Here is a 25,889-nt window from a genome sequence, read left to right on the forward strand (position 1 = left end):
TATCAGCTTAGCCGTCTTTTTATTTCATTGTATTGCATGTTTATTTCCTGAAGGGCAGCTGTATCGCCGTCCATGTTATCGGGGTGATAGAGCTTAACCAGGGTCTTGTATTTTTTTGTGGCAGACTCTAAGGTGGTACAGCCTGCAAAGAAATTGAAGGCAGATATATCAGAGGATGTGTGACCGGGCTTTTCATGATGATGATCTCTGCGACTGTGCCTGTCCTCTATGCGATCGTCATAGTATTCATCGAAATCATCGTCTTCCTCATCTTCATAATAATCTTCATCGGGATAATACTCGTCTTCGTCGTATTCTTCCTCGGGGTAATACTCCTCCTCGTCGTCATAATCCTCGTCATCATAATCTTCATCTTCGTCATCAGGATCTTCCGCATAGAACTCTTCAAGAGGACTTCTTTTTTCGGTTTTTCCAAAGGTGTCATTTTCAAATTCATCACGATGTCGGCGTAGCCATCTGTTATAGCTTCGTTCGTTCATTCGTCTGCCCATCTCGGGGAAGAGCATCCGGCACCTGGATGAGATGATGTCAAAGGGCGATTTTCCTGATATCACACATCTTATAAAGTACAGGACGAGATCCACCAGTAGTGTAATGACAAAGACCCTGCCTACATATACAAAGGTTCCGACACCTACAAAAACCAAAAATAGCGGGATTGCAAGGATTAGCATTATAATAAAAAGCAGGAAATACATCAGAGTTCCACTGTACCCTGATAAAATCGATAAATAGCCCCGTAAGGTACTTACTATAACATCCTTTACTTCAGTGGAATCTATTTGTATAGGAAGAAGCGATGAAATAATATTCTCGCCTGCGATGACTTCTATGGTGAGGAAGCAGAAAAAGAAGCTGTAAACCACGGCAGTTACAGGAAGCAGCGCCAGGAACAGGCGAAGCAGCCTGAATAACTGACGCAGGAAAAACAGTATCATATCAAATATGCATTTAAATATCCAAATTAGTCCTCTTATGAGGAATTCAAAAAACACCGAAATCATGTATTCATTTTAACTTAACGAAAAAACGATGACAAGTACGGTTTCTTGACGGTATCCATGCAAAATGCTATATTTTATGTTGACGCTTTTTGCGATTTTTACGGTAAAGGAGATGGATATAAATGGACGATGGTGGGCCTACTGCCACTGCATTTTTATTGATATTTGTTATTGTCATTCTCATTGATATGCTATGCTATGGATTTGGAGCTGCAATTGAGAATCTTAAGCCGGATGATCTAAAGCTCGGAACTGACAAGGATGATGATAATCAGTCACCTCTTCAGCAAAGAGAGAGAAAGACAGCTGAGAAGCTTGAGGAGATACTTGAATTTCCCGGGCGCTACATAAATACCATTCAGCTTCTGACACTTCTTATCAATATGTTGCTAGGTGTCATCTATATCAGAGCCTTGAGCGGTTTCACATATAAGCTTATAAGCGGCTTTATAAAGAACACTTTTCTTGTCCAGACTATTTCTTATATTCTGGCAGTATTGATACTTATGTATATAGTACTTACTATAGGAGTTCTTATACCGAGGAAGCTCGGTGCGAGATACCCTGAAAAGTGGGCATACTTCGGAGTCGGTGCCATTACTCTTATCATTAAATTCTTTAGTCCTTTTACGGCACTTATAAGACTCACAGCCATAGGGATTCTGAGGATATTCGGTTTTCACTGGGATGCTGACGAGAATGACGTCACCGAGGAAGAGATAAAATCAATGGTATCTGAAGGCCAGGAGCAGGGTGTGCTTCAGGATTCGGAAGCGGATATGATATCCAACATTTTCGAATTTTCAGATAAGCAGGCGCAGGATATAATGACCAACAGAAAGGCCATGGTTTGTATCGACGGAAATACTACGCTCAAGGAAGCTGTAGATTTCATGCTTGATATGAACAACAGCCGTTTCCCGGTTTATCTTGATAATATCGATCATATAATTGGTATACTTCACATAAGGGATGCAATGAAGAAGCTCTCCGAGCATACGGATGATGATACACCTCTTAGAAAAACAAGAGGACTCTTAAGATCCCCCAGGAATGTACCGGAGACAAGAAATATCGATAGCCTTTTTCATGATATGCAAAAGTCCAAAACTCAGATGGTTATTGTCATAGACGAGTACGGACAGACCGCCGGCCTGGTGTCCATGGAGGACATTATTGAAGAGATTGTTGGCAATATCATGGATGAGTATGATGAGGATCAGGACTACATCGAGGCCACATCAAATAAGGATGAGTTTATTATAGAGGGCAAAACGCCCCTTGAAGATTTGGAAAAAAAGTTTGGAATTGAGTTTGAGGATGCTAATTTTGAGACAGTAAACGGACTGCTTATTTCCAAGCTGGACAGAATACCCGAGGAGGGTGAAGACTTTACAGCTGAGATTGAAGGCTATTCCTTCAAGATACTCTCAGTGAAGAACCACATGATCCAAAGCGTACTGGTAAAGCGACTTGATACAAACAAGCCGGAAACTACCGGAGACGATCAGGAAAATAAAGATAATTAAATGTTTTTTTTAGGAGGATAAAATGTCAGGACATTCAAAATTTGCCAACATCAAGCATAAGAAGGAGAAGAACGATGCTGCAAAGGGTAAGATTTTCACAGTAATCGGACGTGAGATCGCAGTTGCAGTTAAAGAGGGTGGCCCTGATCCGGCTAACAACTTCAAGCTTGCTCAGGTTATCGCAAAGGCTAAGGCTAACAACATGCCTAACGACACTATCGAGCGTGGTATCAAGAAGGCTGCAGGTGCTGACGGTAACGTTGATTACCAGACACTTACTTATGAAGGATATGGCCCCGGCGGTACAGCTATCATTGTTGATACACTTACAGATAACATCAACCGTACAGCTGCTAATGTAAGAGCTGCTTTCTCCAAGGGTAACGGTAACATCGGTACTCAGGGCTGCGTATCTTACATGTTTGACAGAAAGGGTCAGATCCTTATCGATAAGGAAGAGTGCTCTATGGGTGCTGATGACCTTATGATGCTTGTACTTGATGCAGGCGCTGATGATTTCAACGAGGAAGAGGACAGCTTTGAGATCCTTACAGCTCCCGATGCATTCCAGGGCGTTGTTGAGGCTCTTGATAAGGAGAAGATCGCAACAGCATCAGCTGAGATCACAATGATCCCTCAGAACTATGTTGAGGTTACTGATGAGAACAATGTAAAGTGCATTCAGAGAATCCTTGATATCCTTGATGAGGATGATGACGTTCAGGCTGTATATCACAACTGGGATGACAGCGCAGCTGAGTAATTAATTACTAATAAAAATGGGGAGGCCTTGAGATGAAACTTAGGAAGACATGGATTGGTATTTGTGTCTGGGTGATTTATTTAGTGGGAATGATATTTGCCATAGGAGTTACCGGTTTTGTCTCGGGGCTTTTTCTATCTTATGACAGATATATAGTAGCAGGCGGTTCTCTTGCGATTTGCGTGGTAGCCGCTGTTATTATATGTCTTATCGGTAATAAGATCGGTGAAAAACTAAATGAGAACGAGAAAATAAAGGAATGGAAAAAGCCTGTATGGCTGGAAATTTTGGTTCCTGTTATTATCGCTGTGGTGGCATTTTTTGCATTTAGCCATTCATCACTTCTTGTAAGTGAGTTCTCAGGCAATTTGACGATTTATGACAATGCAACTGTTGCGATGTCAGGTGAGACACCACAGTATGCAACAGCTGCAGAAGCGGGATATGCAAGTGTTCTCAGGGTTATTATGAGCTTTCTTGGGAATTCTCTTAATGTTGCCTTTTCCATAAATCTTGCACTCAGAATTATAATGGTTCTGCTTTTGTATATTGCAGTCAGAATCAGTATCGGAATGCTCCCTGCAATGGTTTTTGGCTTTGTGACAGCTTTTGTTCCATCCTTTGGATACTCACTTCGCACAATTGACAGCGCTCAGCTTATTTTTACAGCACTGGCTTTTGAAACGCTTCTTGTTGTGCTGTATGTAAAAGGCTTTGAGCACAGAGTTGGTACCAGATGGTTTTACAAGGTGTTCAGTATTTTACTTGGCGGATTTATGGGACTTATGATCTACCTTGATGCTGCAGCAGCTGTACCTGTAGTATTTTTACTTTCCGCCTGGGCACTTGCTGATATTTACGGCGAGACCTTTGACGTATGCATAAATGAGATATTGCTTCTCCTGTCAGGAGTTGCCGCATTTATCGGCATGCTTATATGGGAGGGCGGCACAGGAAGTGTACCGGATACATATTACCGCTGGACCTGGAGATTCTACGGATATAACAACAGCCCCTGGCTGATTATGGTTAAGAATTCTCTTCCTAATACATATTTTGCATTTGCTATACTTGGACTTGCATTTATTCCTGCAATTTTGTATTTAACAAAGGAAAGATGCGAGAAGATTACACCATGGCTGATTTATTCAGTCCTTATGATCCTGGTTTCTGTATTCCTTGGAGAGACCGTAGCTAACAGCGAAGTAATGATAATTGCTGCATTTGTTATTCTTATCAGCTGCGGCTTTGCATGCTTTGCCTATGTTGAAGGTGCAGATGATATCATCGAGATTGATGAGCCTGAAGAAGAAAAGACAGAAGAGCCTGAACAGGAAGAAAAGAAGGAAGAGAAAGAAGAAAAGCTTCGCTTTGTTCCTGAGGGTATGGTACTTCCCCTTGGAGATGAGGATGAGGAAGACCTTGTTCCTAATTTCAATATGAACAGACCCGAGATGGCTGATATAGGAGTATTATCCGTAGGCAAGAAGACAGCTGACACAGTTGCAGAAGCTGCTGCGGCAGAGCCTTCAGAGCCCGAAACAGAAGAGCCTGAAACAAAAGAGCCTGTAGAGGATAAAGCTCCTGAAAAAACTAATGAAGAAAAAGACGATTTCGATATCACTCTTAAACCGGGTGATGATTTCGATATCTAAAAATATAAAGATAATTTTTGAAAGGGATTACTGTTAATGAGAGTTGAAGAGCTTAGTACCTATGAAGTATTAGAGCACAGAAGAATAGAGGATCTGAACTCAGACAGCTATATAGTTCGTCATAAAAAGACAGGTGCTAAGGTTGCACTTTTATCTAATGATGATGAAAATAAGGTTTTTTACATCGGTTTCAGAACTCCGCCCAAGGATTCTACGGGTGTAGCTCACATTATTGAGCATACCGTACTTTGCGGCTCTAAGGAGTTCCCTATAAAGGATCCCTTTGTTGAGCTTGTAAAGGGTTCCCTCAATACATTCCTTAATGCCATGACATATCCGGATAAGACTGTTTATCCTGTGGCAAGCTGTAATGATGCGGATTTCCAGAACTTAATGCATGTATATCTTGATGCTGTATTTTATCCCAATATTTATCAGACCAAGAAGATATTTATGCAGGAGGGATGGCACTATGAGATGGACGACCTCGATGATGAGTTAAAGATCAACGGTGTTGTTTACAACGAGATGAAGGGTGCATTTTCCTCAGCTGATGAGGTTGTTTCAAGAGAGATAAGAAAATCTCTTTTCCCTGATACCACCTACGGAATTGAGTCAGGCGGAGATCCTGAAGAAATCTATAACCTGACCTATGAGGATTATCTCGATTTTCATAGAAAGTATTATCATCCTTCAAACAGCTATATCTACCTGTACGGAAATATGGATATGGCTGAAAAGCTTCAGTATATCGATGAGAACTATCTCTCAAAATATGACACTCTGGCTATAGATTCAGAGATAAAGCTTCAGAAGGCTTTTGATGTACGAAAGGAAGTTACTGGTCAGTATCCTATCCTTAACGAGGAATCAGAGAGAGATAATACATATCTCTCCCTTAACTATGCAGTAGGAAGCAGCCTTGATCCTAAGTTCTATGTTGCTTTTGACATTCTTGACTATGCACTTTGCTCAGCTCCCGGAGCGCCTGTTAAGAAGGCTCTTATTGATAAGGGAATTGGCAGCGAAGTATTCAGCGACTACGACAACGGCATTATTCAGCCTGTTTTCTCTATTGTTGCCAAGAATGCCAATCCTGAGCAGAGAGAAGAATTTGTAAGTACTATTGAAGAAGTACTTAAGGAGCAGGTAGCTAAGGGAATAGATAAAAAGGCCCTCCTTGCAGGTATTAACGCAGATGAATTCAAATACCGTGAGGCTGATTTTGGAAGATTCCCCAAGGGACTTCTCTATGGACTTCAGGTATTCGACAGCTGGCTCTACGATGAGTCCAAGCCCTGGATCAACATTGAAGCAAATGAGACCTTTGCTGCTCTTAAGAAAGAGGTTGAGACAGGCTATTTTGAAAAGCTTATAGAAAAATACCTGCTTCAGAACACTCACAGCACTCTGCTTGTAATGGAGCCCAAGAAGGGACTTACTGAGGAGAAGGAAGAGGAGCTTAAAAAGAAATTACAGACTCTTCGTGACAGTATGTCTAAGGATGAGCTCGAGACAATTGTAAAGGAAACAGCAGAGCTCAAGGCATATCAGGAGGAGCCTGACAGGCCTGAGGATCTTGCCAAGATTCCGCTTCTTACAATCGATGACATAAAGAAAGAGGCAGAGCAGTTTATAAATGAAGTCAGAACGTGCGGCGACAGAAAGATTCTTTTCCATAATGTATTTACAAACGGAATCGGTTATCTGAACTTTGTATTTGATATGAAAAATGTTCCGGACAGACTTCTTCCGTATGCACCCATGCTGAAGACCCTGCTTGGACTTATGGATACCGAGAACTACACATATACTGATCTGTACAATGAGATCAACCTTCAGACAGGTGGAATAAATGCTGCTATAAGCACATATACAGATTCTAATGATACAAGTAAGTTCGTAACAACCTTTGAGATATCAGCTAAGGTTCTTTATCCTCAGCTTGAAAAGGCCTTCGAGCTTGTAAGCGAGATTATTTTAAGAACAAAGTTTGAGGATAAAAAGAGAATCCTTGAGATTCTCGATGAATCCTGCAGCAGAGCAAGATCTGAGCTGGCCGGAGCAGGCCACCACAGTGCGGCTTTAAGAGCTCTTTCCTATGTATCAAAGTCAGCTAAGATATCCGATATGGTTTCTGGTATCGGTGGCTACAGACTTGTTGAGGAAGTTCGTGAGAAGATCACAGATGACATAAACGCTGCTGATGACATTATTGATAAAATGACAGAGCTCTGCAGAATAATTTTCCGTCCGGAGAATCTTCTTGTAGACTATACAGCTTCTGAGAAGGAGTATCCCGGTCTCGAGGATAAGGTAGTTAAGTTCGCCGATACTCTTCACACAGAGGAAATCTCAGTTAAGGGATTTGAAATCAAGTGTGAGAAGAAGAACGAGGGCTTCCAGACAGCGGGACAGGTTCAGTATGTTTGCCGCGCAGGTAATTTTGCATCAAAGGGACTTAAATACGATGGTTCCTTAAGAGTACTCAGAGTTATGCTTGGCTATGATTATCTCTGGAAAAATATCAGAGTTCTGGGCGGTGCCTATGGCTGCATGAGCGGCTTTGCCAAGAACGGTGACTCATATTTTGTAACCTACAGAGACCCTCACCTTTCAAGAAGTATTGATGTTTTCAAGGAAGCATCTGGTTATCTTAAGAACTTTGAGGCTGATGACCGTACGATCACACAGTTTGTAATAGGAGCTATAAGTGATATCGATACTCCCAAGACACCTTCTGCGAAGGGAGCCTATGGACTTACAGCCTACCTCTGCAAGGCTGATATGAAGAACATTCAGAACGACAGGGATACACTTCTTGCTACAGATCAGAATAAGATAAGAAGCCTTGCCGCATATGTTGATGCCTTCATGGAGGACGAGTGCCTTTGCGTTGTAGGTGACGGCAACAAGCTTATGCAGAATAAGGATTTATTTGGAAAAGTGGAGCAGCTTATTTATGCAGGAAAATCAGAACAATAATTTAAGTATGAAATGCGGCTATGTTACGCTCATCGGAAGACCTAATGTGGGAAAATCCACGCTGATGAATCATCTTATAGGTCAGAAGATAGCTATAACATCCCATAAGCCCCAGACAACCCGCGGAAGGATACAGACTGTTTATACGGATGATCGCGGACAGATTGTATTCCTTGATACTCCCGGTATTCATGAGTCCAAGAATAAGCTTGGTGAATACATGGTAAAGGTTGCTACCAAGACCATGGAAGAAGTTGACCTGATCTTATGGCTTGTTGAGCCCAGCACCTTTATCGGCGCCGGTGAGCACATGATCATAGATCAGCTAAGAGAATGCGGTAAGCAGGTTATTCTTGTAATAAATAAGATTGATACTGTTTCAGGAGAAGGTTTAAAAAGCTTCATTGATGCCTATAAAAAAGAGATGGAGTATGCGGATATCGTGACTGTATCTGCTTTAAAGAGCGATAATCTTGATGAGCTTATGCAGAGAATATTCGACAGACTTCCCTACGGAGATCCTTTTTATGATGATGAAACTCTTACAGACCAGTCCGAGAGGGATATTGTAGGAGAGATCATCCGTGAAAAGGCGCTTAGACTTTTATCCGACGAAGTACCTCATGGTATTGCTGTAACTGTAGAGACCATGAAAACAAGAAGGGCTGTAGCGCCTGCCAAAAAGAAGAAATCCAAGCATGTTCACCCACCAAAGAAAAATGCCAATGTTGCTGCAAAAAACGTTCAGGGCTCGGGTGATGCTCCTGATCTTGAGGCCATGCTTGCAGCTCTTAAGGGCGGAGCAAAGGATGCAGCGGATGTGTCTGATGAGACTGAGATCATGGATATTGAAGCTTCTATCATCTGTGAGCGTGATTCACATAAGGGAATCATTATCGGTAAAGGTGGAGCCATGCTTAAAAAGATTGGTTCACAGGCAAGAGTTGATATAGAAAAGCTTGTGGGCTGCAAGGTTAATCTTCAGCTTTTTGTAAAGGTCAGAAAGGACTGGAGAAATGACACAGTCCAAATGAAGAATTTTGGATATAAGAATACTAAATAAGCCCTCACAGGCTTGGAGGGCTGCCGGAGCTTTCCGGCAGATGAGGTTTGATACATTAAATGGTTGAGTTTACCACTGTTAACGGAATGATCATAAAGAGGGCACCTGTAGGAGACTACGATTTTGTGGTGACTATCCTTACATCCGAACGTGGTAAGATCACAGCCTTTGCTAAGGGGTCACGACGTCCGGGGAATCATCTTGCGGGTGTTGTAGAGCCCTTTTGCTTTGGGGAATTCAGGCTCTATGAAGGAAGAACTTCATATACAATACAGGAAGCCAGGATTTCCAATTATTTTGAGCATTTCAGAAATGATTTTAACGGCTCTATGTATGGGATGCTTTTCCTTGAGATAGCAGATTACTATACCAGGGAAAACAATGATGAGAGACAGGTTTTAAAGCTTCTGTATCAGTCACTTAGGGCATTGGAGTCCGATAGCTTTGATAACAGACTGGTAAGATGCGTATTTGAAATAAAAAGCCTTGTCATAAACGGCGAGTTTCCGGGGATACCTACAGACAGGACTTACGAGAATTCGACCGCCTATACTCTGGAGTTTATAAGAAGCTCTACTATTGAAAAGCTGTATACCTTTGCAGTTACTAAAGAGGTGCTTAATGAGCTCGATCACATCTGTGATATCTACAGGAAAAGGTTCATTGACAGAAGCCTTAACAGCTATGAAATGGTTAAGATGATTGAAGATAATTGAAAAAGCTGAAAAGGCGTTATATAATCATACAAGTGTGCATAGTTTTAGTACACTAAAGTGTATAAATATAAGAGGACTATTCTAGTGAAAAAAGAGTTTATGAAAAGCAGTGTGGCAGTAATATCTGTAATCATGACACTTTCCGTTTTGTCAGGTTGCGGTGCAGGGGGAAACACTTCAAAGCTTACTACTTCGTCTATTGAGATAAACAAGGACGGATCTGTAGTTAGTACAATTATTGATGACTTTGCAGAGAGCTATTACAATCTGGATGAGCTGAAGGAGATGACTGAGAACGAGGTAAATTCCTTCATAGTTTCAAAGGGTGAGGGTGCTGCGGAGCTTAAGAGCGTAGACCTGAATGATGGTAAGGTCAAGCTTGTCATCAAATTTTCCGATGTTGATAATTATGCGGATTTTAACAGCGAATATCTTGCCTACGAGACTGTAACCGATGCAGTGCTCTCAGGTCAGCTTGATGTGAATACTCTTGTCGATAAGGACGGAATAGCAATAGATCCTGATAAGGCAGCGGTTTTAAGCGATCAGCACGTGATCATAACCAAATCTGCCAATATAATCGCAGCACCCTATAAGGTGAAATATTTTGCAGGAAAAGCCAAGGCGTATAATAAATACATGGCTGATATGTCAGATAATGTTGATGGCGAAATAGCCTGCGTGGTTCTTGAAAAGTAAAAAATGAGCATTTAGCTCTGAATTATATATATAAATAGAGCATTTTGCTCGGAAAGAGGTTTTGGAATGAAAGCAAATGAAAAAACAATGGACAAAATAGTTGCACTTGCCAAGGGCAGAGGATTCATCTATCCCGGCAGTGAGATTTATGGCGGTCTTGCCAATACATGGGACTACGGTAACCTTGGTGTTGAGTTTAAAAACAACGTAAAGAAGGCATGGTGGCAGAAGTTCGTACAGGAGAATCCTTACAACGTAGGTGTTGACTGCGCTATCCTTATGAACCCTCAGACATGGGTTGCATCAGGTCACCTTGGCGGATTTTCAGATCCTCTTATGGATTGTAAAGAGTGCCACGAGAGATTCAGAGCTGATAAGATCATTGAGGATTTTGCAGCTGATAATGGCATTAAGCTTGAGACATCTGTTGATGGATGGTCACACGAGGAGATGGAGAACTTCATCAAGGAGCACAGCGTTCCCTGCCCGTCTTGTGGTAAGCACAATTTCACAAGCATCAGAGAGTTCAACCTTATGTTCAAGACCTTCCAGGGTGTAACAGAGGATGCAAAGGACACAGTTTATCTTCGTCCTGAGACAGCACAGGGTATTTTCGTAAACTTCAAGAACGTTCAGCGTACATCACGTAAGAAGGTTCCTTTTGGTATCTGCCAGATTGGTAAGAGCTTCCGTAACGAGATCACACCCGGTAACTTCACATTCCGTACAAGAGAGTTCGAGCAGATGGAGCTTGAGTTCTTCTGCAAGCCCGGAACACAGACAGAGTGGTTTGAGTACTGGAGAAAGACATGCTATGATTGGCTTCTTTCACTTGGTATCAAGGAAGAGAACTTAAGACTTCGTGACCATGATCCGGAAGAGCTTTCATTCTACAGTGATCACACTACAGATATCGAGTATGCATTCCCCTTCACAGATTGGGGTGAGCTTTGGGGTATTGCTTCCAGAACTGATTATGACCTTACAAGACACCAGGAGACATCCGGTGAGCCTATGGATTACTTCGATGATGAAGCTAAGGAGAAGTACATTCCTTACGTTGTTGAGCCTTCACTTGGTGCAGACCGTGTGACACTTGCATTCCTTTGCGAGGCTTATGACGAGGAGAATCTTGGAACAGAAGAGGCGCCTGATATGCGTACAGTTCTTCATTTCCATCCTGCACTTGCTCCTGTTAAGATTGGTATCCTTCCTCTTTCAAAGAAGCTTAACGAGGGTGCAGAGAAGATCTATGCTCAGCTTTCAAAGAAGTACAACTGTGAGTTCGACGACAGAGGTAATATTGGTAAGAGATACAGAAGACAGGATGAGATCGGTACTCCTTTCTGCATCACTTATGACTTTGATTCAGAGACAGACGGAAAGGTAACTGTAAGATTCCGTGACAGCATGGAGCAGGAGAGAGTCGCTATCGATGAACTCGAGGCATTCTTCTCAGATAAATTCGACTTCTAAAACAAAAGAAATATAAATCCCTGCCTTCTTCCCCGGGAAGAAGGTGCCATAGGGCGGATGAGGGTTACAAAGGAGTATAAAGATGAAACAATTTACAGCTAACGAACTGCGCAAGGCTTGGAAGCAGTTTTATATAGAGCGTGGACATGTAGACTGTGGCGCTGTATCACTTGTATCCGACGGATCAACAGGTGTTATGTTCAACGTTGCAGGAATGCAGCCTCTTATGCCTTATCTTCTTGGTAAGAAGCATCCTCTCGGAACAAGACTTTGCAACGTTCAGGGATGTGTTCGTACCAATGATATCGATTCTGTAGGTGATAAGAGCCACGGTACATTCTTCGAGATGATGGGAAGCTGGTCACTTGGGGACTACTTCAAAAAAGAGCGTTGCCAGTGGAGCTTTGAGCTTCTTACACAGCTTTTTGGCTTTGATGCTGATCACCTTGCTGCAACTGTTTTTGCAGGTGATGAGAATGCACCCAGAGATGAAGAGGGCGCTAAATATCGTATTGAGTCAGGTTTTAAGCCTGAGAATATATTCTATCTTCCTGCTGAGGATAACTGGTGGGGACTTGAATATGGTCCCTGTGGTCCTGACAGTGAGATGTTCTACGTAAAGGATGTTCCGGATTGCGGTCCTGACTGTGGCCCCGGATGTCACTGCGGAAAATATACTGAGATTGGTAATGACGTATTCATGCAGTATGAGAAGCACCATGACGGCCACCTCACACCTCTTTCTCAGAAGAACGTTGATACAGGTTGGGGACTTGAGCGCATTCTTGCTTTCCTTAACGGCGTGGATGATGTTTACAAGATCGATCTTCACGCTCCTGTAATCGCTTATATCGAAAAAGAGAGCGGAATTAAGTATGAGGCAGATGAGAAGACTACAAGATCAATGAGAATTCTTGCTGACCATACCCGTACTTCTATCATGCTTATCGGAGATGAGGCTAAGCTTCTTCCTTCAAATACAGGTGCAGGATATATCCTCAGAAGACTTATCCGCCGTGCTGTAAGACATGCAAGAACTCTTGGTCTTAACAAGGAGCAGATCCTTGGCGTAGCTAAGATTTATATTGATGAGTATAAAGAGAGCTATGAGCATCTTAACAAGAATCAGAAGTTCGTTCTTACTGAGCTTGAGAGAGAGATCACCCGTTTCGAGTCAACTCTTGAGAATGGTATGAAGGAGTTCAAGAAGATACTTGATCAGACCTCTGCTAATGGCAAGAAGGAGATCACAGGAAAGGATGCATTCTTCCTTTATGATACATTTGGATTCCCTGTAGAGCTCACAGTTGAGCTTGCTCAGGAGGAAGGCTTTACTGTTGATGAGAAGGGCTTTGCTGCTTCCATGGAAGAGCAGAAGCAGAAGGCTAGAGATAATCAGAACTTCTCTGCAAAGCTTTCAACAGGCGTAGGTGTATTCGACGAGCTTGATGAGTCTGTAACTACTGAATTCCTTGGTTATGAAGCTCTTGAGTGTGAGGGCACAGTTGTTGCTATGGCAGGAGCTGAGGCACTTGCTGATGAGCTTACAGAAGGCCAGGAAGGAACAATCATCACAGATAAGACTACATTTTATGGCACAATGGGTGGTCAGGTAGGCGATATCGGTGAGATCCTTGGAGCAAACGGCGCTAAGTTTGTTGTTTCAGAGGCTATCAAGGTAGCAGGCGGAAGAACAGCTCACGTTGGTAAGGTTGTAAGCGGAAGCTTCAAGACTTCAGATAAGGTATCTCTTAATGTTGATACTGAGAATCGTGCTAAGACCTGTCGTAACCACTCAGCTACTCACCTTCTTCAGAAGGCACTTCAGGAGGTTCTCGGTGATGGCGTAGAGCAGGCCGGTTCTTATCAGGATCCTGACAAGACAAGATTCGACTTCAGCTATCATCAGGCTATGACCGCTGATGAGATTCAGAAGGTTGAAGAGATTGTTAATACAAAGATCTTAGAGGCACTTCCTGTTGATACAAAGGTTATGTCTATTGAAGAAGCAAAGAAGACAGGAGCTATGGCTCTGTTCGGTGAGAAGTATGGCGAGACAGTAAGAGTTGTAAACATGGGCGACTTCTCAATCGAGCTTTGTGGTGGTACTCATGTAGCAAATACAAGCCACATCGGTCTTTTCAAGATCCTTTCCGAGAGCGGTGTTGCTGCAGGTGTTCGTCGTATCGAGGCACTTACAGGAAACAACGCAAGAGCATATTACAAGAATGTAGAGGCTAATCTTGGAGAGGCTGCAAAGACTCTCAAGACAAATCCTGCAGATATTACAGCTCAGATCAGGAAGCTCCAGGAGGAGCTCAAGGCTCTCAAGAGTGAGAACGAGTCACTTAAGAGCAAGGAAGCACAGGCTGCACTTGGTGACGTTATGGACAGCGTTATCGACGTTAAGGGCGTTAAGCTTATCGCTCAGAGCGTAAAGGGCGTTGATATGAACGGGCTTAGAGATCTTGGTGATCAGCTCAAGGCTAAGCTCGGTGAAGGTGTAGTTGTTCTTGTATCTGAGAATGATGGCAAGGTTAATCTTATGGCTATGGCAACTGACGGAGCTATCGCTTCCGGTGCACACGCTGGTAACCTTGTAAAAGCTATTGCCGGAAAAGTTGGCGGTGGCGGTGGCGGACGTCCTAACATGGCTCAGGCCGGTGGTAAGAATCCCGCAGGAATTCCGGATGCTATCGCTGAAGCAAAGGTAGCGCTTGAAACGCAAATTAAATAATTTATTGTCGATATATAAATTATTTTAAAAAATTTATAAAACCCTTTATTTTTGTGCTTGACGGTTTTAAAAATTATGGTATAATCTATAGATGTTATGTGGATAATTTCAAAGCATAGCAAATAACCCAATCAGCCGTAAGGAAGGGTCTGAAGGGAGGGTAAGAGTAGAGAATGTCAACAGTTATTGTAAAAGAAAACGAAACTTTAGACAGCGCACTGCGTCGCTTCAAGAGAAGCTGTGCCAAGGCTGGCATCCAGCAGGAGATTCGTAAAAGAGAACATTACGAGAAGCCAAGCGTAAAGCGTAAGAAAAAGTCTGAAGCAGCTAGAAAACGTAAATATAATTAATAAAAACAAGTCCTTGGTTTTTATAAATCAAGGACTATTTTTATACTTTCATTAGGAAACAATATGCATATTTTTATATTAGTGCTTGTTATTGTGGCAATCATTTTAATAGCGATGGTGATCCGCCATGACATGACGCACTTTGTTATCAGGAATTATGAGATTCATTCTGATAAATTAAAAAAAGATGCTGTATTTTGTCTTTTGTCCGATTTACATGAGAATCTGTTCGGAGAAGGCAATATAGATCTGATGAATGCCATTGATGAGATTTCTCCGGATGCAATTCTTATAGCCGGAGATATGCTTACGGCTTATGATGAGCTTGGTGGCAGCCGCTACGATGAGATAGCTGAATTTGTCAAAAGGCTTTGCGCCAAATATCCAGTTTATGCTGCTAACGGCAACCATGAGACTAAGATGGATGTCCTGGGTGGTTACAGGAAAGAGGCGTATGAAAGTTACGAGAAAAAAATAAGGGAAGCCGGATGTGTTCTTTTGAGAAATCAGGGGACATATCTCGAGGATCTCAATATGGAGATCCATGGGCTTGAGCTTGATCCGCGTTTTTTCAGGAAAGTGGTTAGATTTTCAATGCCGGAAGGCCATATCGAGGAATCCTTCGGTGTGCCCTGCAAGGAACGCTTTCAGCTTTTGATAGCTCATAATCCTATTTATTTTGACAGATATAAGTTATGGGGAGCTGACCTTACGGTATCAGGTCATGTTCATGGGGGGATAATAAGACTTCCTCTTTTGGGCGGAGTTATTTCACCCGCTCTTGTTCCATTTCCTAAATATGATGGTGGCCTTTTTGAGATGGGAGATTCCAAGATGATCCTTAGCAGAGGGTTGTCCACTCATTCAATAAGAGTTCGTTTCAATAATCCGGGTGAACTCTGTGTAATAAGACTTATTGCAGATAAGAAATAAACTCAAGAGGAAAAATAATGGCACTTGAAGTAAAATTGCAGGTTTTTGAGGGACCTCTTGACCTGCTGCTTCATCTTATAGATAAAAATAAAATTGATATTTATGATATTCCTATAGCCATGATAACCGAGCAGTATATGGAATATATCCGGGCCATGAAAAAGGACGATATGGAAGTAACCAGTGAGTTTCTTGTAATGGCGGCTACTCTTGTAGATATTAAGTGTAAGATGCTTCTTCCCAAAGAGGTTAATGAAGAAGGTGAAGAAGAGGATCCCAGAGCTGAGCTTGTTGAAAAGCTCCTGGAATACAAGATGTATAAATTCATGGCAGATGAGCTTCGCGAGCGTCAGATGAATGCGGATACTCACATGTACAGGAAAAAGAATATTCCTGATGAGGTCATGTCCTATGAGGAGCCTATAGATTACGATACACTTTTGGGAGATGCCAATCTTGCAAAGCTCAATGAGATTTTCCAGGCTTTACTTAGAAGGCAGGAGGACAAGGTCGATCCTATCAGAAGTAAGTTTGGTAAGATCGAGAAGGAGTCTGTAGACCTGGATCAGAAGACTCTTTATGTAAAGGCTTACATTCGTGAGCACAAGAGCTTTAGCTTCAAGCAGCTTCTTGAGAAGCAGGGAAGCAAGGTTGAGATCATTGTCACCTTCCTGGTTATTCTGGAGGCGATGAAGGTCGGAGATATACAAATAGAACAGGATGAGACGTTTGGAGATATTACGATTACTTCCAACGTAGCAGCAGAGTGAGGGAGAAATGACTAAAGAAGAAGGAGCAGCAGCTATTGAAGCAATCCTCTTTACAATGGGGGATTCCGTAACAGTTGCGGCATTATGTAATGCGCTTGATCAGGACCTTAAGGATGTTCGTGCGCAGATAAAATATCTTAAGGAAAAATATGAGAAGGCTGACAGCGGAATAGGCCTTATTGAGCTTGAGGATTCCATACAGCTTTGTACCAAGAGTGAGATGTATGAATATCTTATAAAGGTAGCAAAGACACCTAAGAAAATTACTCTTACGGATGCACTTATGGAAACGCTGTCTATCATAGCCTACAAGCAGCCTATCACACGTCTTGACGTTGAGAGGATCAGAGGCGTTAACAGCGACCATGCAGTTAACAGACTTGTTGAGTTTAACCTCGTGCAGGAGCTTGGAAGACTTGATGCCCCCGGAAGACCGCTGCTTTTTGGAACTACAGAGCAGTTCCTCAGAAGCTTTGGCGTTAAGTCCCTTGAGGAGCTTCCTTCCCTTGATGCAGTAAGGGTTGAAGAATTTAAGCAAGAGGCTGAACAAGAGATAAATGTTAAGCTAGATATCTGATTTTTGACTTTGAAGAGCGATATTTTTTCACTCTAATAAAAAATGTATAAAAAGCGCAGAAAATAAGGACATGGACTATTCTCCATGTCTTTTTTTTGTGATATACTATATTCTGACTTAAGTTGTGGTTTTATACACTTAACATAATAAATTACGGAGGTGAAGAAATGAGTAGTTCTTCTCAGGCAAGTCAGAGAATTGTTTCTCTGCTTGATGAAAACAGTTTCGTTGAAATCGGCGCTCAGGTAAAAGCAAGAAGCACAGATTTCAATCTGAAGCAGACAGAGACACCCTCTGATGGTGTAGTAACCGGCTATGGCGTTATTGGCGGCAGACTCGTTTACGTCTATGCACAGGATGCATCCGTTCTCGGTGGCTCTGTAGGTGAGATGCATGCTAAGAAAATAGCAGGTCTCTATGATATGGCTCTTAAGATGGGTGCACCGGTAATCGGTCTTATCGACTCAGCCGGACTTCGTCTTCAGGAGGCAACTGATGCACTTAATGCATTCGGCGAAATCTATCGCAAGCAGGTTAGTGCTTCAGGGGTAGTTCCGCAGATCACTGCAATACTTGGTTCTTGTGGTGGTGGTCTTGCACTTTTCCCGACAATGACAGATTTTACATTTATGGAAGAAAAGAGTGGTAAGCTCTTTGTTAATTCTCCCAACGTACTCGAGGGTAACAGCGTGGAGAAGTGTGACACTTCATCTGCTGCATGGCAGAGTGGTGAGGCTGGCAACGTAGATGTTGTAGCTGATGAGATGACGCTTTACGCTCAGATTAGAGAACTCGTTTCAATGCTTCCTTCTAATAATGAAGACACAGAGAACTTTGATGAGTGTGCAGACGATCTTAATCGTGCATGCGAGAACCTTGATGGTTGTATGGCTGATCCTGCTCTTATGCTCAGACAGATTTCAGATAACGGAATCTTCTTTGAGACAAAGCGTGATTACGCAAAAGAAATGGTAACAGGCTTTATTAAGCTTAACGGAGCTACAGTTGGTGTTATCGCTAACAGAAGCGCTGTTTATGATGAAAAGGGTGAAGTAGCTGAGAAGTTCGATAACGTACTTACTGCTCATGCTTGCAATAAGGCAGCTGATATGGTTGACTTCTGCGATGCATTTGAGATTCCTGTACTTTCACTTACAAACGTTGCAGGCTTTGGTGCTACAAAGTGCGATGAGAGACATGTAGCTAAGAGTGCTGCTAAGCTTGTAGCTGCATTATCAGGAGCAACAGTTCCGAAGGTTAATGTAGTAACAGGTAAGGCTTATGGTAGTGCATATGTAATTATGAACTCCAAGGCTATCGGTGCAGATATGACATTTGCATGGCCTGATGCTGAGATCGGCACAATGAATGCAGATCATGCTGCAAAGATCATCGCTGACGGTAAGGATGCCGCAGCAGTAGCAGAGACAGCAGCTGCTTACGAAAAACTCCAGAACAATGTAGAAAGTGCTGCAGCTAGAGGATATGTTGATACAATCATCAACGCTGCTGACACCAGAAAATATGTAATAGGAGCTTTTGAAATGCTTTACTCTAAGCGCGAGGAGCGCCCTGTGAGGAAGCACACAACAGTATAAGGAGGAGCCTGACAGTGAAGCATAAGATTTTTGCTTTAGGTGTTACGCTGATCTGCATGCTGGGTCTTACAGCTTGTGGCAATAGTACACAGTACAACACTGTTGCCGGAAGTAGATACGATGAGACTTATTTCACAAAGGATTATCTTGTAAGTGTTGCCCAGACACTTGAGGATGAGTACTTTGAGAACATGTACTTACAGGGAATAACACCTGACAATTTTAAAGAAAAACTGGAAGACAGCTTTGATGAGTCTATGCTGGATGTTTTTGCGGCAGGCTATAGAAACTGGTACGATGCAATCGATGAGCTCGGCTTTAGCAGCAAAGAGACAATTGCGAATGATATCAGTGTAACTCATCTTGATGAATTCAAATACTATATCAACAAGGATGGCGAACTCATGGTTGATGCAATCATCGAGGGAACAGGGGATAATTCTCACACAGCTATTCTTGAGTATAGTCTTGACAGAAAAGGAATGCCGACTCTCATCTCAGTCAATGTAAATCATTCACTTGCTGAGAAGCTTAAGAGTGCAGGACTTAATACTCTTCTTGGTATGGGTATGGCGTTTACGGTTCTTATCATCATAGCTTTGGTAATCTCATTATTCCCGCTCATCAATAAGATGACTGAGAAGAAGCCTGAGACTTCACAGGAGATTACGCAGAAGTCAATGGAAACCGTAACATCACAGATAGCTGATAAGGAAGAACTTTCTGAGGATGCTGAGCTTGTAGCCGTTATAGCTGCTGCAATTGCCGCATATGAAGGAAGCGCCGGCACCGACGGATTTGTTGTTAGATCTGTACGTAAAGTCGGTAAAGCAAGTAATTGGAAAAGAGCTTAATAATCAGAGCTTATTTTAGGAGGACATAGATAATGAAAAATTATACAATTACCGTTAACGGAAACGTATATGATGTAACAGTAGAAGAGGGTGCAGGAAGCGGAGCACCTGTAGCAGCAGCTCCCGTAGCAGCTCCCAAGGCTCCTGCAGCACCTGCTAAGAAGACAAGCGCAGGCGCAGGTGGTGTTAAGGTAACTGCCGGTGCAGCAGGTAAGGTTCTTAAGATTGAGGCTAGTGTTGGCCAGTCAGTTAAGAAGGGTGACGCAGTAGTAGTTATGGAATCCATGAAGATGGAGATTCCTATGGTTGCTCCTCAGGATGGAACAATTGCAAGTATCGACGTTGCAGTAGGCGATCAGGTTGAAGCCGGCGGCGTTGTAGCAACAATGAACTAATATTTCGGAGAGACTCACACGGAGGTCGTTAAATGGATTACATTGTAAACACATTATCGAATCTCTGGCAGCAAACTGCATTTACAACAATGACACCTGGAAACTATATCATGGTTGTAGTTGCACTGATATTTATGTATCTTGCAATCGCCAAAGATTTCGAACCACTTCTTTTGGTGCCTATCTCCTTCGGTATGTTGCTGGTAAATATCTATCCGGATATTATGCTTTCTATCGAGAAATCATCGAATGGCGTAGGCGGCCTTTTATACTATTTCTACCTGCTTGATGAGTGGGCAATCATGCCTTCACTTATCTTCATGGGTGTAGGTGCGATGACGGACTTCGGTCCCCTGATCGCTAACCCCAAGAGTTTCCTTATGGGAGCAGCTGCTCAGTTTGGTATCTTTTCAGCTTACTTCATGGCTATTGCTATGGGCTTTAATGATCAGCAGGCTGCAGCTATTTCAATCATCGGAGGAGCAGATGGTCCTACATCTATCTTCCTTGCAACAAAGCTTAATCAGACAACAATTTTAGGACCCATTGCCGTGGCTGCTTATTCGTACATGTCACTTGTGCCGATCATTCAGCCTCCGGTTATGAAGCTCTTAACAACTGATAAGGAGAGAAAAATCCGCATGCAGCAGCTTAGACCTGTTTCAAAGCTGGAGAAGATTCTTTTCCCTATCATTGTTACAATTGTTGTAAGTATGATTCTTCCTACGACAGCACCTCTTATCGGTATGCTGATGCTTGGTAACCTGTTCCGTGAAAGTGGCGTTGTTCGTCAGCTTCAGGAGACAGCTTCCAATGCACTTATGTACATCGTAGTTATCATGCTTGGTACATCTGTAGGTGCAACAACAAGTGCTGAGGCGTTCCTTAATATCACAACTATTAAGATCGTTGCACTCGGACTTATTGCATTCGTTATTGGTACTGCGGCAGGAACACTGTTCGGTAAGCTCATGTGTGTTATCACTGGTGGTAAGGTTAATCCTCTTATCGGATCAGCCGGAGTTTCAGCTGTTCCTATGGCTGCCAGAGTATCACAGAAGGTCGGAGCTGAGTATGATCCCAGTAACTTCCTTTTGATGCATGCTATGGGACCTAACGTTGCCGGTGTTGTTGGAACCGCAGTCGTTGCCGGAACCTTTATGGCGGTATTCGGAGTGTTCTAAAGTGAGATAGAAAATCTATGATTTTCGTGATCGAACTCTGTTCCGGCGAAAGCTGAAAGCTTGAGAGCGGAACTTCCTTATGAAAATATTGAAAAGGAGATATTACTATGGCAAAGCCAGTAAAGATTACAGAGACAGTTCTGCGTGATGCACATCAGTCACTTATTGCCACCAGAATGCCTACAGAAAAAATGCTTCCCATTATCCCTACAATGGATAAGATTGGCTATAACTCAGTTGAGTGCTGGGGAGGCGCTACATTCGATGCTTCCATGAGATTCCTTAAAGAGGATCCGTGGGAGAGACTTCGTAAGCTCAGAGCCGGTTTCAAGAATACAAAGCTTCAGATGCTCCTTCGTGGTCAGAATATCCTTGGTTACAAGCACTATCCTGATGACGTAGTTGAGTACTTTGTTCAGAAATCAATCGCTAATGGTATTGATATCATTCGTATTTTCGACTGTCTGAATGACCTTCGTAACCTTGAGACATCAGTTAAGGCTACAAAGAAAGAGGGCGGACATGCTCAGATCGCTCTTGCTTATACACTTGGTGATGCTTATACAGAAGAGTACTGGATGAACATCGCAAAAGAGATCGAGTCTATGGGTGCAGATTCAATCTGTATCAAGGATATGGCAGGACTTCTTCTTCCCTACGAGGCAGAGAAGCTTGTTAAGGCTCTTAAGAGTGCTACATCACTTCCTATCGATCTTCATACACACTACACCTCAGGTGTTGCAAGTATGACATACATGAAGGCTGCAGAGGCAGGCGTTGACATCATCGACTGCGCTATTTCACCCTTCGCTCTTGGTACATCACAGCCTGCTACAGAGGTTATGGTTGAGGCCTTCAAGGGTCAGGAATTCGACACAGGTCTTGATCAGAAGCTTCTTGCTGAGGTTGCTGACTACTTCAGACCTTACAGAGAAGAGTGCCTTGCAAGTGGACTTATGGATGCTAAGGTTCTTGGTGTTAACATCAAGACTCTTATGTATCAGGTTCCCGGCGGTATGCTTTCCAACATGGTTAGCCAGCTTAAAGAGCAGAATGCAAGCGACAAGTACAACACAGTGCTTGAGGAGATCCCTCAGGTTCGTAAGGACTTCGGTGAGCCTCCGCTTGTTACACCTTCTTCACAGATCGTTGGTACTCAGGCCGTTATGAACGTGCTTATGGGTGAGAGATATAAGGTTGCTACAGACCAGACCAAGGATCTTCTTGCAGGTGAGTATGGTAAGACAATTAAGCCCTTCAATCCTGAAGTTCAGAAGAAGATCATCGGCGACAGAGAAGTTATCACATGCAGACCTGCAGATAAGCTTGCTCCCGGACTTCCTAAGTTCGAAGAGGATGTTAAGCAGTGGAAGCAGCAGGATGAGGACGTTCTGTCCTATGCACTGTTCCCTCAGGTTGCTACAGATTTCTTCAAATATCGTCTTGCTCAGCAGGATAAGGTTGACCTTACAGCTGCTGACACCAAGAACGGAGCGTATCCGGCATAATCCGAGTCGATTACCGGATAAAAATACAAAGAACAGGTTCCATTACGGAATCTGTTCTTTTTTTTGGTGTCAAAATATACTTTAAATTGTTAATTTGTGATACAATTAGAGTAGTATATTTATGGCGTTTTGATATTTTGAATTCTACGAAGGGTGAGAGGAAAGAGGATTCGCCTCTAACGATTGCATATGACAGAGTTTGGAAGAGCAAGACCTAAAGAAAATGATTATTATACATCCGGTAAGGATAACAGAAAGTCTGAAGAGAACAGACAGATACTTGCTGCGGATGTCATCAATGGCTTCAGGGTTCGCCCCGGCTACTATGACATCAACGGTGCGACTGTGCTTCCTGACGGTGTCAATTTTACCGTATATTCTAACGGAGCAACTAAGGTTACACTCCTTCTGTATCATAGAGGTGAGGAGAGACCTTATGTTTCGCTTACTTTTCCTGAAAATTACCGAATCGGAAAAGTTCATTCCATGATCGTATTCGGTCTCTTAATCGAAAATCTTGAATATGCCTACCGTATTGATGGACCTTGGGATGAAGAAAAGGGACTTTTATTTGATTATAACCACATACTTCTCGACCCCTATGCAAAGGCTGTTGCGGGCCAGAGAGTTTGGGGGCAGACCATAAAATTTGAGGAAGCTTACAGAGCAAGAGTTGTAAGAAACGATTTTGACTGGGGAGATGTGACCTGGTTAAAAACTCCCATGAGTGACTCTATCATTTATGAGATGCATGTTCGCGGCTTTACCATGGATGAATCCTCAGGAATTAAATGCAGAGGATCCTTTGCCGGAATAATGGAGAAGGTCGATTACCTTAAAAGACTTGGAGTAACTGCGTTAGAGCTGATGCCAATATTCGAGTTTGATGAGACCAGAGATAAGAGAGTGGTCAACGGAAGAACTCTTCTTGATTATTGGGGATATAACACAGTTAGCTTTTTTGCGCCTAATACCAGCTACGCTTCGACTGAGGAGTATAACAGAGAAGGTATTGAGCTTAAGGAGATGATAAAGCTCCTTAAGGAAAACGGAATAGAGGTTATTCTCGACGTTGTATTTAACCATACAGCTGAGGGTAATAAGAATGGACCGTTCATATCCTTTAAGGGATTTGATAACAATATTTATTACATGCTTACACCGGATGGAGATTACTACAACTTCAGTGGCTGTGGTAATACTCTTAACTGTAATCATCCCATGGTTCAGCAGATGATAGTTGAGTGTCTGCACTACTGGGTAGAGGAATATAAGGTTGACGGTTTCAGATTCGACCTTGCAAGTATCCTTGGAAGAGACCAGAATGGTGCGCCTATGGATTCGCCGCCACTTTTACAGAGACTTGCCTTTGACCCCATCCTTGGTGATGTAAAGCTTATAGCAGAAGCCTGGGATGCAGGCGGAATGTATCAGGTTGGTTCCTTCCCTTCATGGGGAAGATGGGCTGAGTGGAACGGAAGATACAGAGACAGTATAAGGTCCTTCCTTAAGGGCGATTATTGGGCTGCGCCTGAAGCAGTAAGCCGTATCACCGGTTCCATGGATATGTATGGCCACAATTATGCAGGCTATGACTCATCTGTTAACTTTATAACCTGTCACGATGGCTTTACTCTGTATGATATGTTTGCCTACAACGAAAAGCATAATGAAGCCAACGGCTGGAATAATACAGATGGCGCCAATGATAACAGAAGCTGGAACTGCGGTCATGAGGGTGAGACAGATAACGAAGAAGTAAATGATCTTCGTTTTAAAATGATGCGCAATGCCATTACTGTTCTTATGTGCAGCAGAGGAACACCCATGATCCTTGCAGGTGATGAGTTTGGCAATACCCAGTTTGGTAATAACAACGCCTATTGTCAGGACAATGAGGTTTCCTGGCTTAACTGGAATCTTTACAGCAAAAACAGGCAGTACTTTGACTTCTACAGGGATATGATTCAGTTTAGAAGAAAGCATCCCTGCATACGTAAGGACTTAAAGCCTGCTATGTCAGGTCTTCCGCATATTTCCGTATTTACGGATCATCCTTACAATACTCATATTTCGGACAGCACCAAGGTTATAAGCATCATGTTCGCTGGATACATCAGGAAAAAGGGGCATGATGACGTTGTTTTGATGTCCGTGAATGTTTTCTGGGAGGATATACAGATAACTCTCCCGGAGCCTCCGGAGGGCTCATACTGGACGCTGGTCGTAGATACTGCAGCTGAGGATAAGAGGTATTTTAACAACCGTCCTAAGCCGCTGACTGTTCCCAACTGGAGACTTAAATCCAGAAGCGTTAGTGTATTTATAGCAGCGTATGGAGAAGGCTATGGCAGATGACAATGAGAAAAAGAGCACCGAGGAAGAGAATAAAGAAGTAGCTGATGCTGCGCCTCCTAAGGAGGAAGAGAATCTTGTTGTGGAAGGATATGAGTTTTTGTCGAAGGAGGATGTGAAAAAGGCAGAATCCGATAAACAAAAGATCGATATTCTTGGACAGAAAATCCACTCCACAAGGATTGTGGACTTAGAGGCTGTTTATGAAAAGGCTATAACCAATAAGATTTTTTCCACGCCGGTGGGCTGGCATTATCTCGCAAAGCTTCGCGACAAACTCATAGCGGCAGGAGTTAATGAGGAAGATCTGATACCGATTCCTGTAAATACCAAGTTTACCAGGGTTGATTTAAAGGATGAATATCATCCGAGGCAATATATAACGCCCCTTCCTCAAAAAAAGAAAAAGGATGTAAAAGCGACATTCGTAGTACTGATTGCCATGAACCTCATACTTGTGGGACTGGTAATTGCCATGTTCGTGGTGGTCTGGAAAAGCGATAATGACAATATCATAAATTATAAGCAGAATGTCACCAACAGATACGCTGAGTGGGAGGAATCCTTAAAAGAGCGTGAAAAGGCAGTAAGAATCAAGGAAAGAGAGCTTAAGATTCAGGACGATACTGAATACGGCAGTGAAATCGAAGAATAAAAAAGCCTTTTGTATACAAAATGAACACAATTTAAGAATATACTTGTGTTTGGGAGAGTAAA

General features: G+C 42.7%; 21 protein-coding genes. 20 read left to right on the plus strand and 1 reads right to left on the minus strand.

Translation table 11 applies throughout. The features are described 5' to 3' along the window. Positions 1-2 precede the first annotated feature (2 nt). Complete coding sequence (locus tag G601_RS0114845; RefSeq protein ID WP_026665841.1) at positions 3-959, minus strand: J domain-containing protein; 957 nt, start codon at positions 957-959, stop codon at positions 3-5. Positions 960-1,147: 188 nt separating this feature from the next. Here G601_RS0114845 and G601_RS23540 point away from each other — a divergent pair, with 188 nt between their 5' ends. From G601_RS23540 to G601_RS0114945, 20 genes are all read left to right on the plus strand, one after another. Next, positions 1,148-2,554: a hemolysin family protein gene (locus G601_RS23540; RefSeq protein WP_035790819.1), complete on the plus strand. Its 1,407-nt coding sequence runs from the start codon at positions 1,148-1,150 to the stop codon at positions 2,552-2,554. A 22-nt stretch (positions 2,555-2,576) separates the two neighbouring features. Beyond that, positions 2,577-3,317 (plus strand): YebC/PmpR family DNA-binding transcriptional regulator, encoded by a 741-nt coding sequence (locus tag G601_RS0114855; RefSeq protein WP_026490567.1) that lies wholly within the window; start codon positions 2,577-2,579, stop codon positions 3,315-3,317. Positions 3,318-3,349: 32 nt separating this feature from the next. Then, entirely contained in the window at positions 3,350-4,972 is a 1,623-nt protein-coding gene (locus tag G601_RS0114860) for a hypothetical protein (RefSeq protein WP_026665842.1), read from the plus strand. 36 nt (positions 4,973-5,008) lie between these two features. After that, a complete protein-coding gene (locus G601_RS0114865) occupies positions 5,009-7,957 on the plus strand; it encodes an insulinase family protein (RefSeq protein WP_026665843.1) in 2,949 nt (982 codons plus the stop codon). Next, positions 7,935-9,020 carry a GTPase Era gene (era, locus tag G601_RS26960; protein ID WP_026665844.1) on the plus strand — a complete coding sequence of 362 codons (1,086 nt, stop codon included), beginning with the start codon at positions 7,935-7,937 and terminating at the stop codon, positions 9,018-9,020. Before G601_RS0114865 ends, era begins: the two co-directional genes overlap by 23 nt. A gap of 59 nt (positions 9,021-9,079) precedes the next feature. After that, positions 9,080-9,736 carry a DNA repair protein RecO gene (gene recO / locus G601_RS0114875; RefSeq protein ID WP_026490571.1) on the plus strand — a complete coding sequence of 219 codons (657 nt, stop codon included), beginning with the start codon at positions 9,080-9,082 and terminating at the stop codon, positions 9,734-9,736. Between the two features lie 84 nt (positions 9,737-9,820). Then, the gene (locus G601_RS0114880; protein WP_026490572.1) at positions 9,821-10,435 is read left to right on the plus strand and encodes a hypothetical protein; all 615 of its coding nucleotides are present in this window, start codon (positions 9,821-9,823) and stop codon (positions 10,433-10,435) included. 66 nt (positions 10,436-10,501) lie between these two features. Beyond that, complete coding sequence (locus G601_RS0114885) at positions 10,502-11,911, plus strand: glycine--tRNA ligase (protein WP_026665845.1); 1,410 nt, start codon at positions 10,502-10,504, stop codon at positions 11,909-11,911. 82 nt (positions 11,912-11,993) lie between these two features. Beyond that, a complete protein-coding gene (alaS, locus tag G601_RS0114890; protein WP_026490574.1) occupies positions 11,994-14,648 on the plus strand; it encodes an alanine--tRNA ligase in 2,655 nt (884 codons plus the stop codon). A gap of 173 nt (positions 14,649-14,821) precedes the next feature. Beyond that, the gene (gene rpsU, locus G601_RS0114895) at positions 14,822-14,998 is read left to right on the plus strand and encodes a 30S ribosomal protein S21 (protein ID WP_022755619.1); all 177 of its coding nucleotides are present in this window, start codon (positions 14,822-14,824) and stop codon (positions 14,996-14,998) included. 93 nt (positions 14,999-15,091) lie between these two features. After that, positions 15,092-15,931 (plus strand): metallophosphoesterase, encoded by an 840-nt coding sequence (locus tag G601_RS0114900; RefSeq protein WP_242830005.1) that lies wholly within the window; start codon positions 15,092-15,094, stop codon positions 15,929-15,931. Between the two features lie 17 nt (positions 15,932-15,948). Continuing rightward, complete coding sequence (locus tag G601_RS0114905) at positions 15,949-16,701, plus strand: segregation and condensation protein A (RefSeq protein WP_026490576.1); 753 nt, start codon at positions 15,949-15,951, stop codon at positions 16,699-16,701. A gap of 7 nt (positions 16,702-16,708) precedes the next feature. Continuing rightward, positions 16,709-17,278: an SMC-Scp complex subunit ScpB gene (scpB, locus tag G601_RS0114910; RefSeq protein ID WP_026490577.1), complete on the plus strand. Its 570-nt coding sequence runs from the start codon at positions 16,709-16,711 to the stop codon at positions 17,276-17,278. Between the two features lie 167 nt (positions 17,279-17,445). Then, a complete protein-coding gene (locus G601_RS0114915) occupies positions 17,446-18,876 on the plus strand; it encodes an acyl-CoA carboxylase subunit beta (protein WP_026490578.1) in 1,431 nt (476 codons plus the stop codon). Positions 18,877-18,890: 14 nt separating this feature from the next. After that, positions 18,891-19,730, plus strand: coding sequence for an OadG family protein (locus G601_RS25250; protein WP_051200444.1), 840 nt, complete (start codon positions 18,891-18,893; stop codon positions 19,728-19,730). Positions 19,731-19,762: 32 nt separating this feature from the next. Further along, on the plus strand, positions 19,763-20,125 hold the full coding sequence (locus G601_RS0114925; protein ID WP_026665846.1) for a biotin/lipoyl-containing protein: 363 nt from the start codon (positions 19,763-19,765) through the stop codon (positions 20,123-20,125). A 32-nt stretch (positions 20,126-20,157) separates the two neighbouring features. Further along, the gene (locus G601_RS0114930) at positions 20,158-21,309 is read left to right on the plus strand and encodes a sodium ion-translocating decarboxylase subunit beta (RefSeq protein ID WP_026490580.1); all 1,152 of its coding nucleotides are present in this window, start codon (positions 20,158-20,160) and stop codon (positions 21,307-21,309) included. A gap of 107 nt (positions 21,310-21,416) precedes the next feature. Then, positions 21,417-22,817: an oxaloacetate decarboxylase subunit alpha gene (locus tag G601_RS0114935; RefSeq protein WP_026490581.1), complete on the plus strand. Its 1,401-nt coding sequence runs from the start codon at positions 21,417-21,419 to the stop codon at positions 22,815-22,817. A 189-nt stretch (positions 22,818-23,006) separates the two neighbouring features. Further along, a complete protein-coding gene (gene glgX / locus G601_RS23550) occupies positions 23,007-25,175 on the plus strand; it encodes a glycogen debranching protein GlgX (RefSeq protein ID WP_051200447.1) in 2,169 nt (722 codons plus the stop codon). Then, positions 25,165-25,827 carry a hypothetical protein gene (locus G601_RS0114945; protein WP_026490582.1) on the plus strand — a complete coding sequence of 221 codons (663 nt, stop codon included), beginning with the start codon at positions 25,165-25,167 and terminating at the stop codon, positions 25,825-25,827. The genes glgX and G601_RS0114945 overlap by 11 nt, the downstream gene beginning before the upstream one ends. Positions 25,828-25,889: the final 62 nt, after the last annotated feature.

The sequence above is a fragment of the Butyrivibrio sp. FC2001 genome, from assembly GCF_000424125.1.
In the GTDB taxonomy this organism is placed as follows: Bacteria; Bacillota; Clostridia; order Lachnospirales; family Lachnospiraceae; genus Butyrivibrio.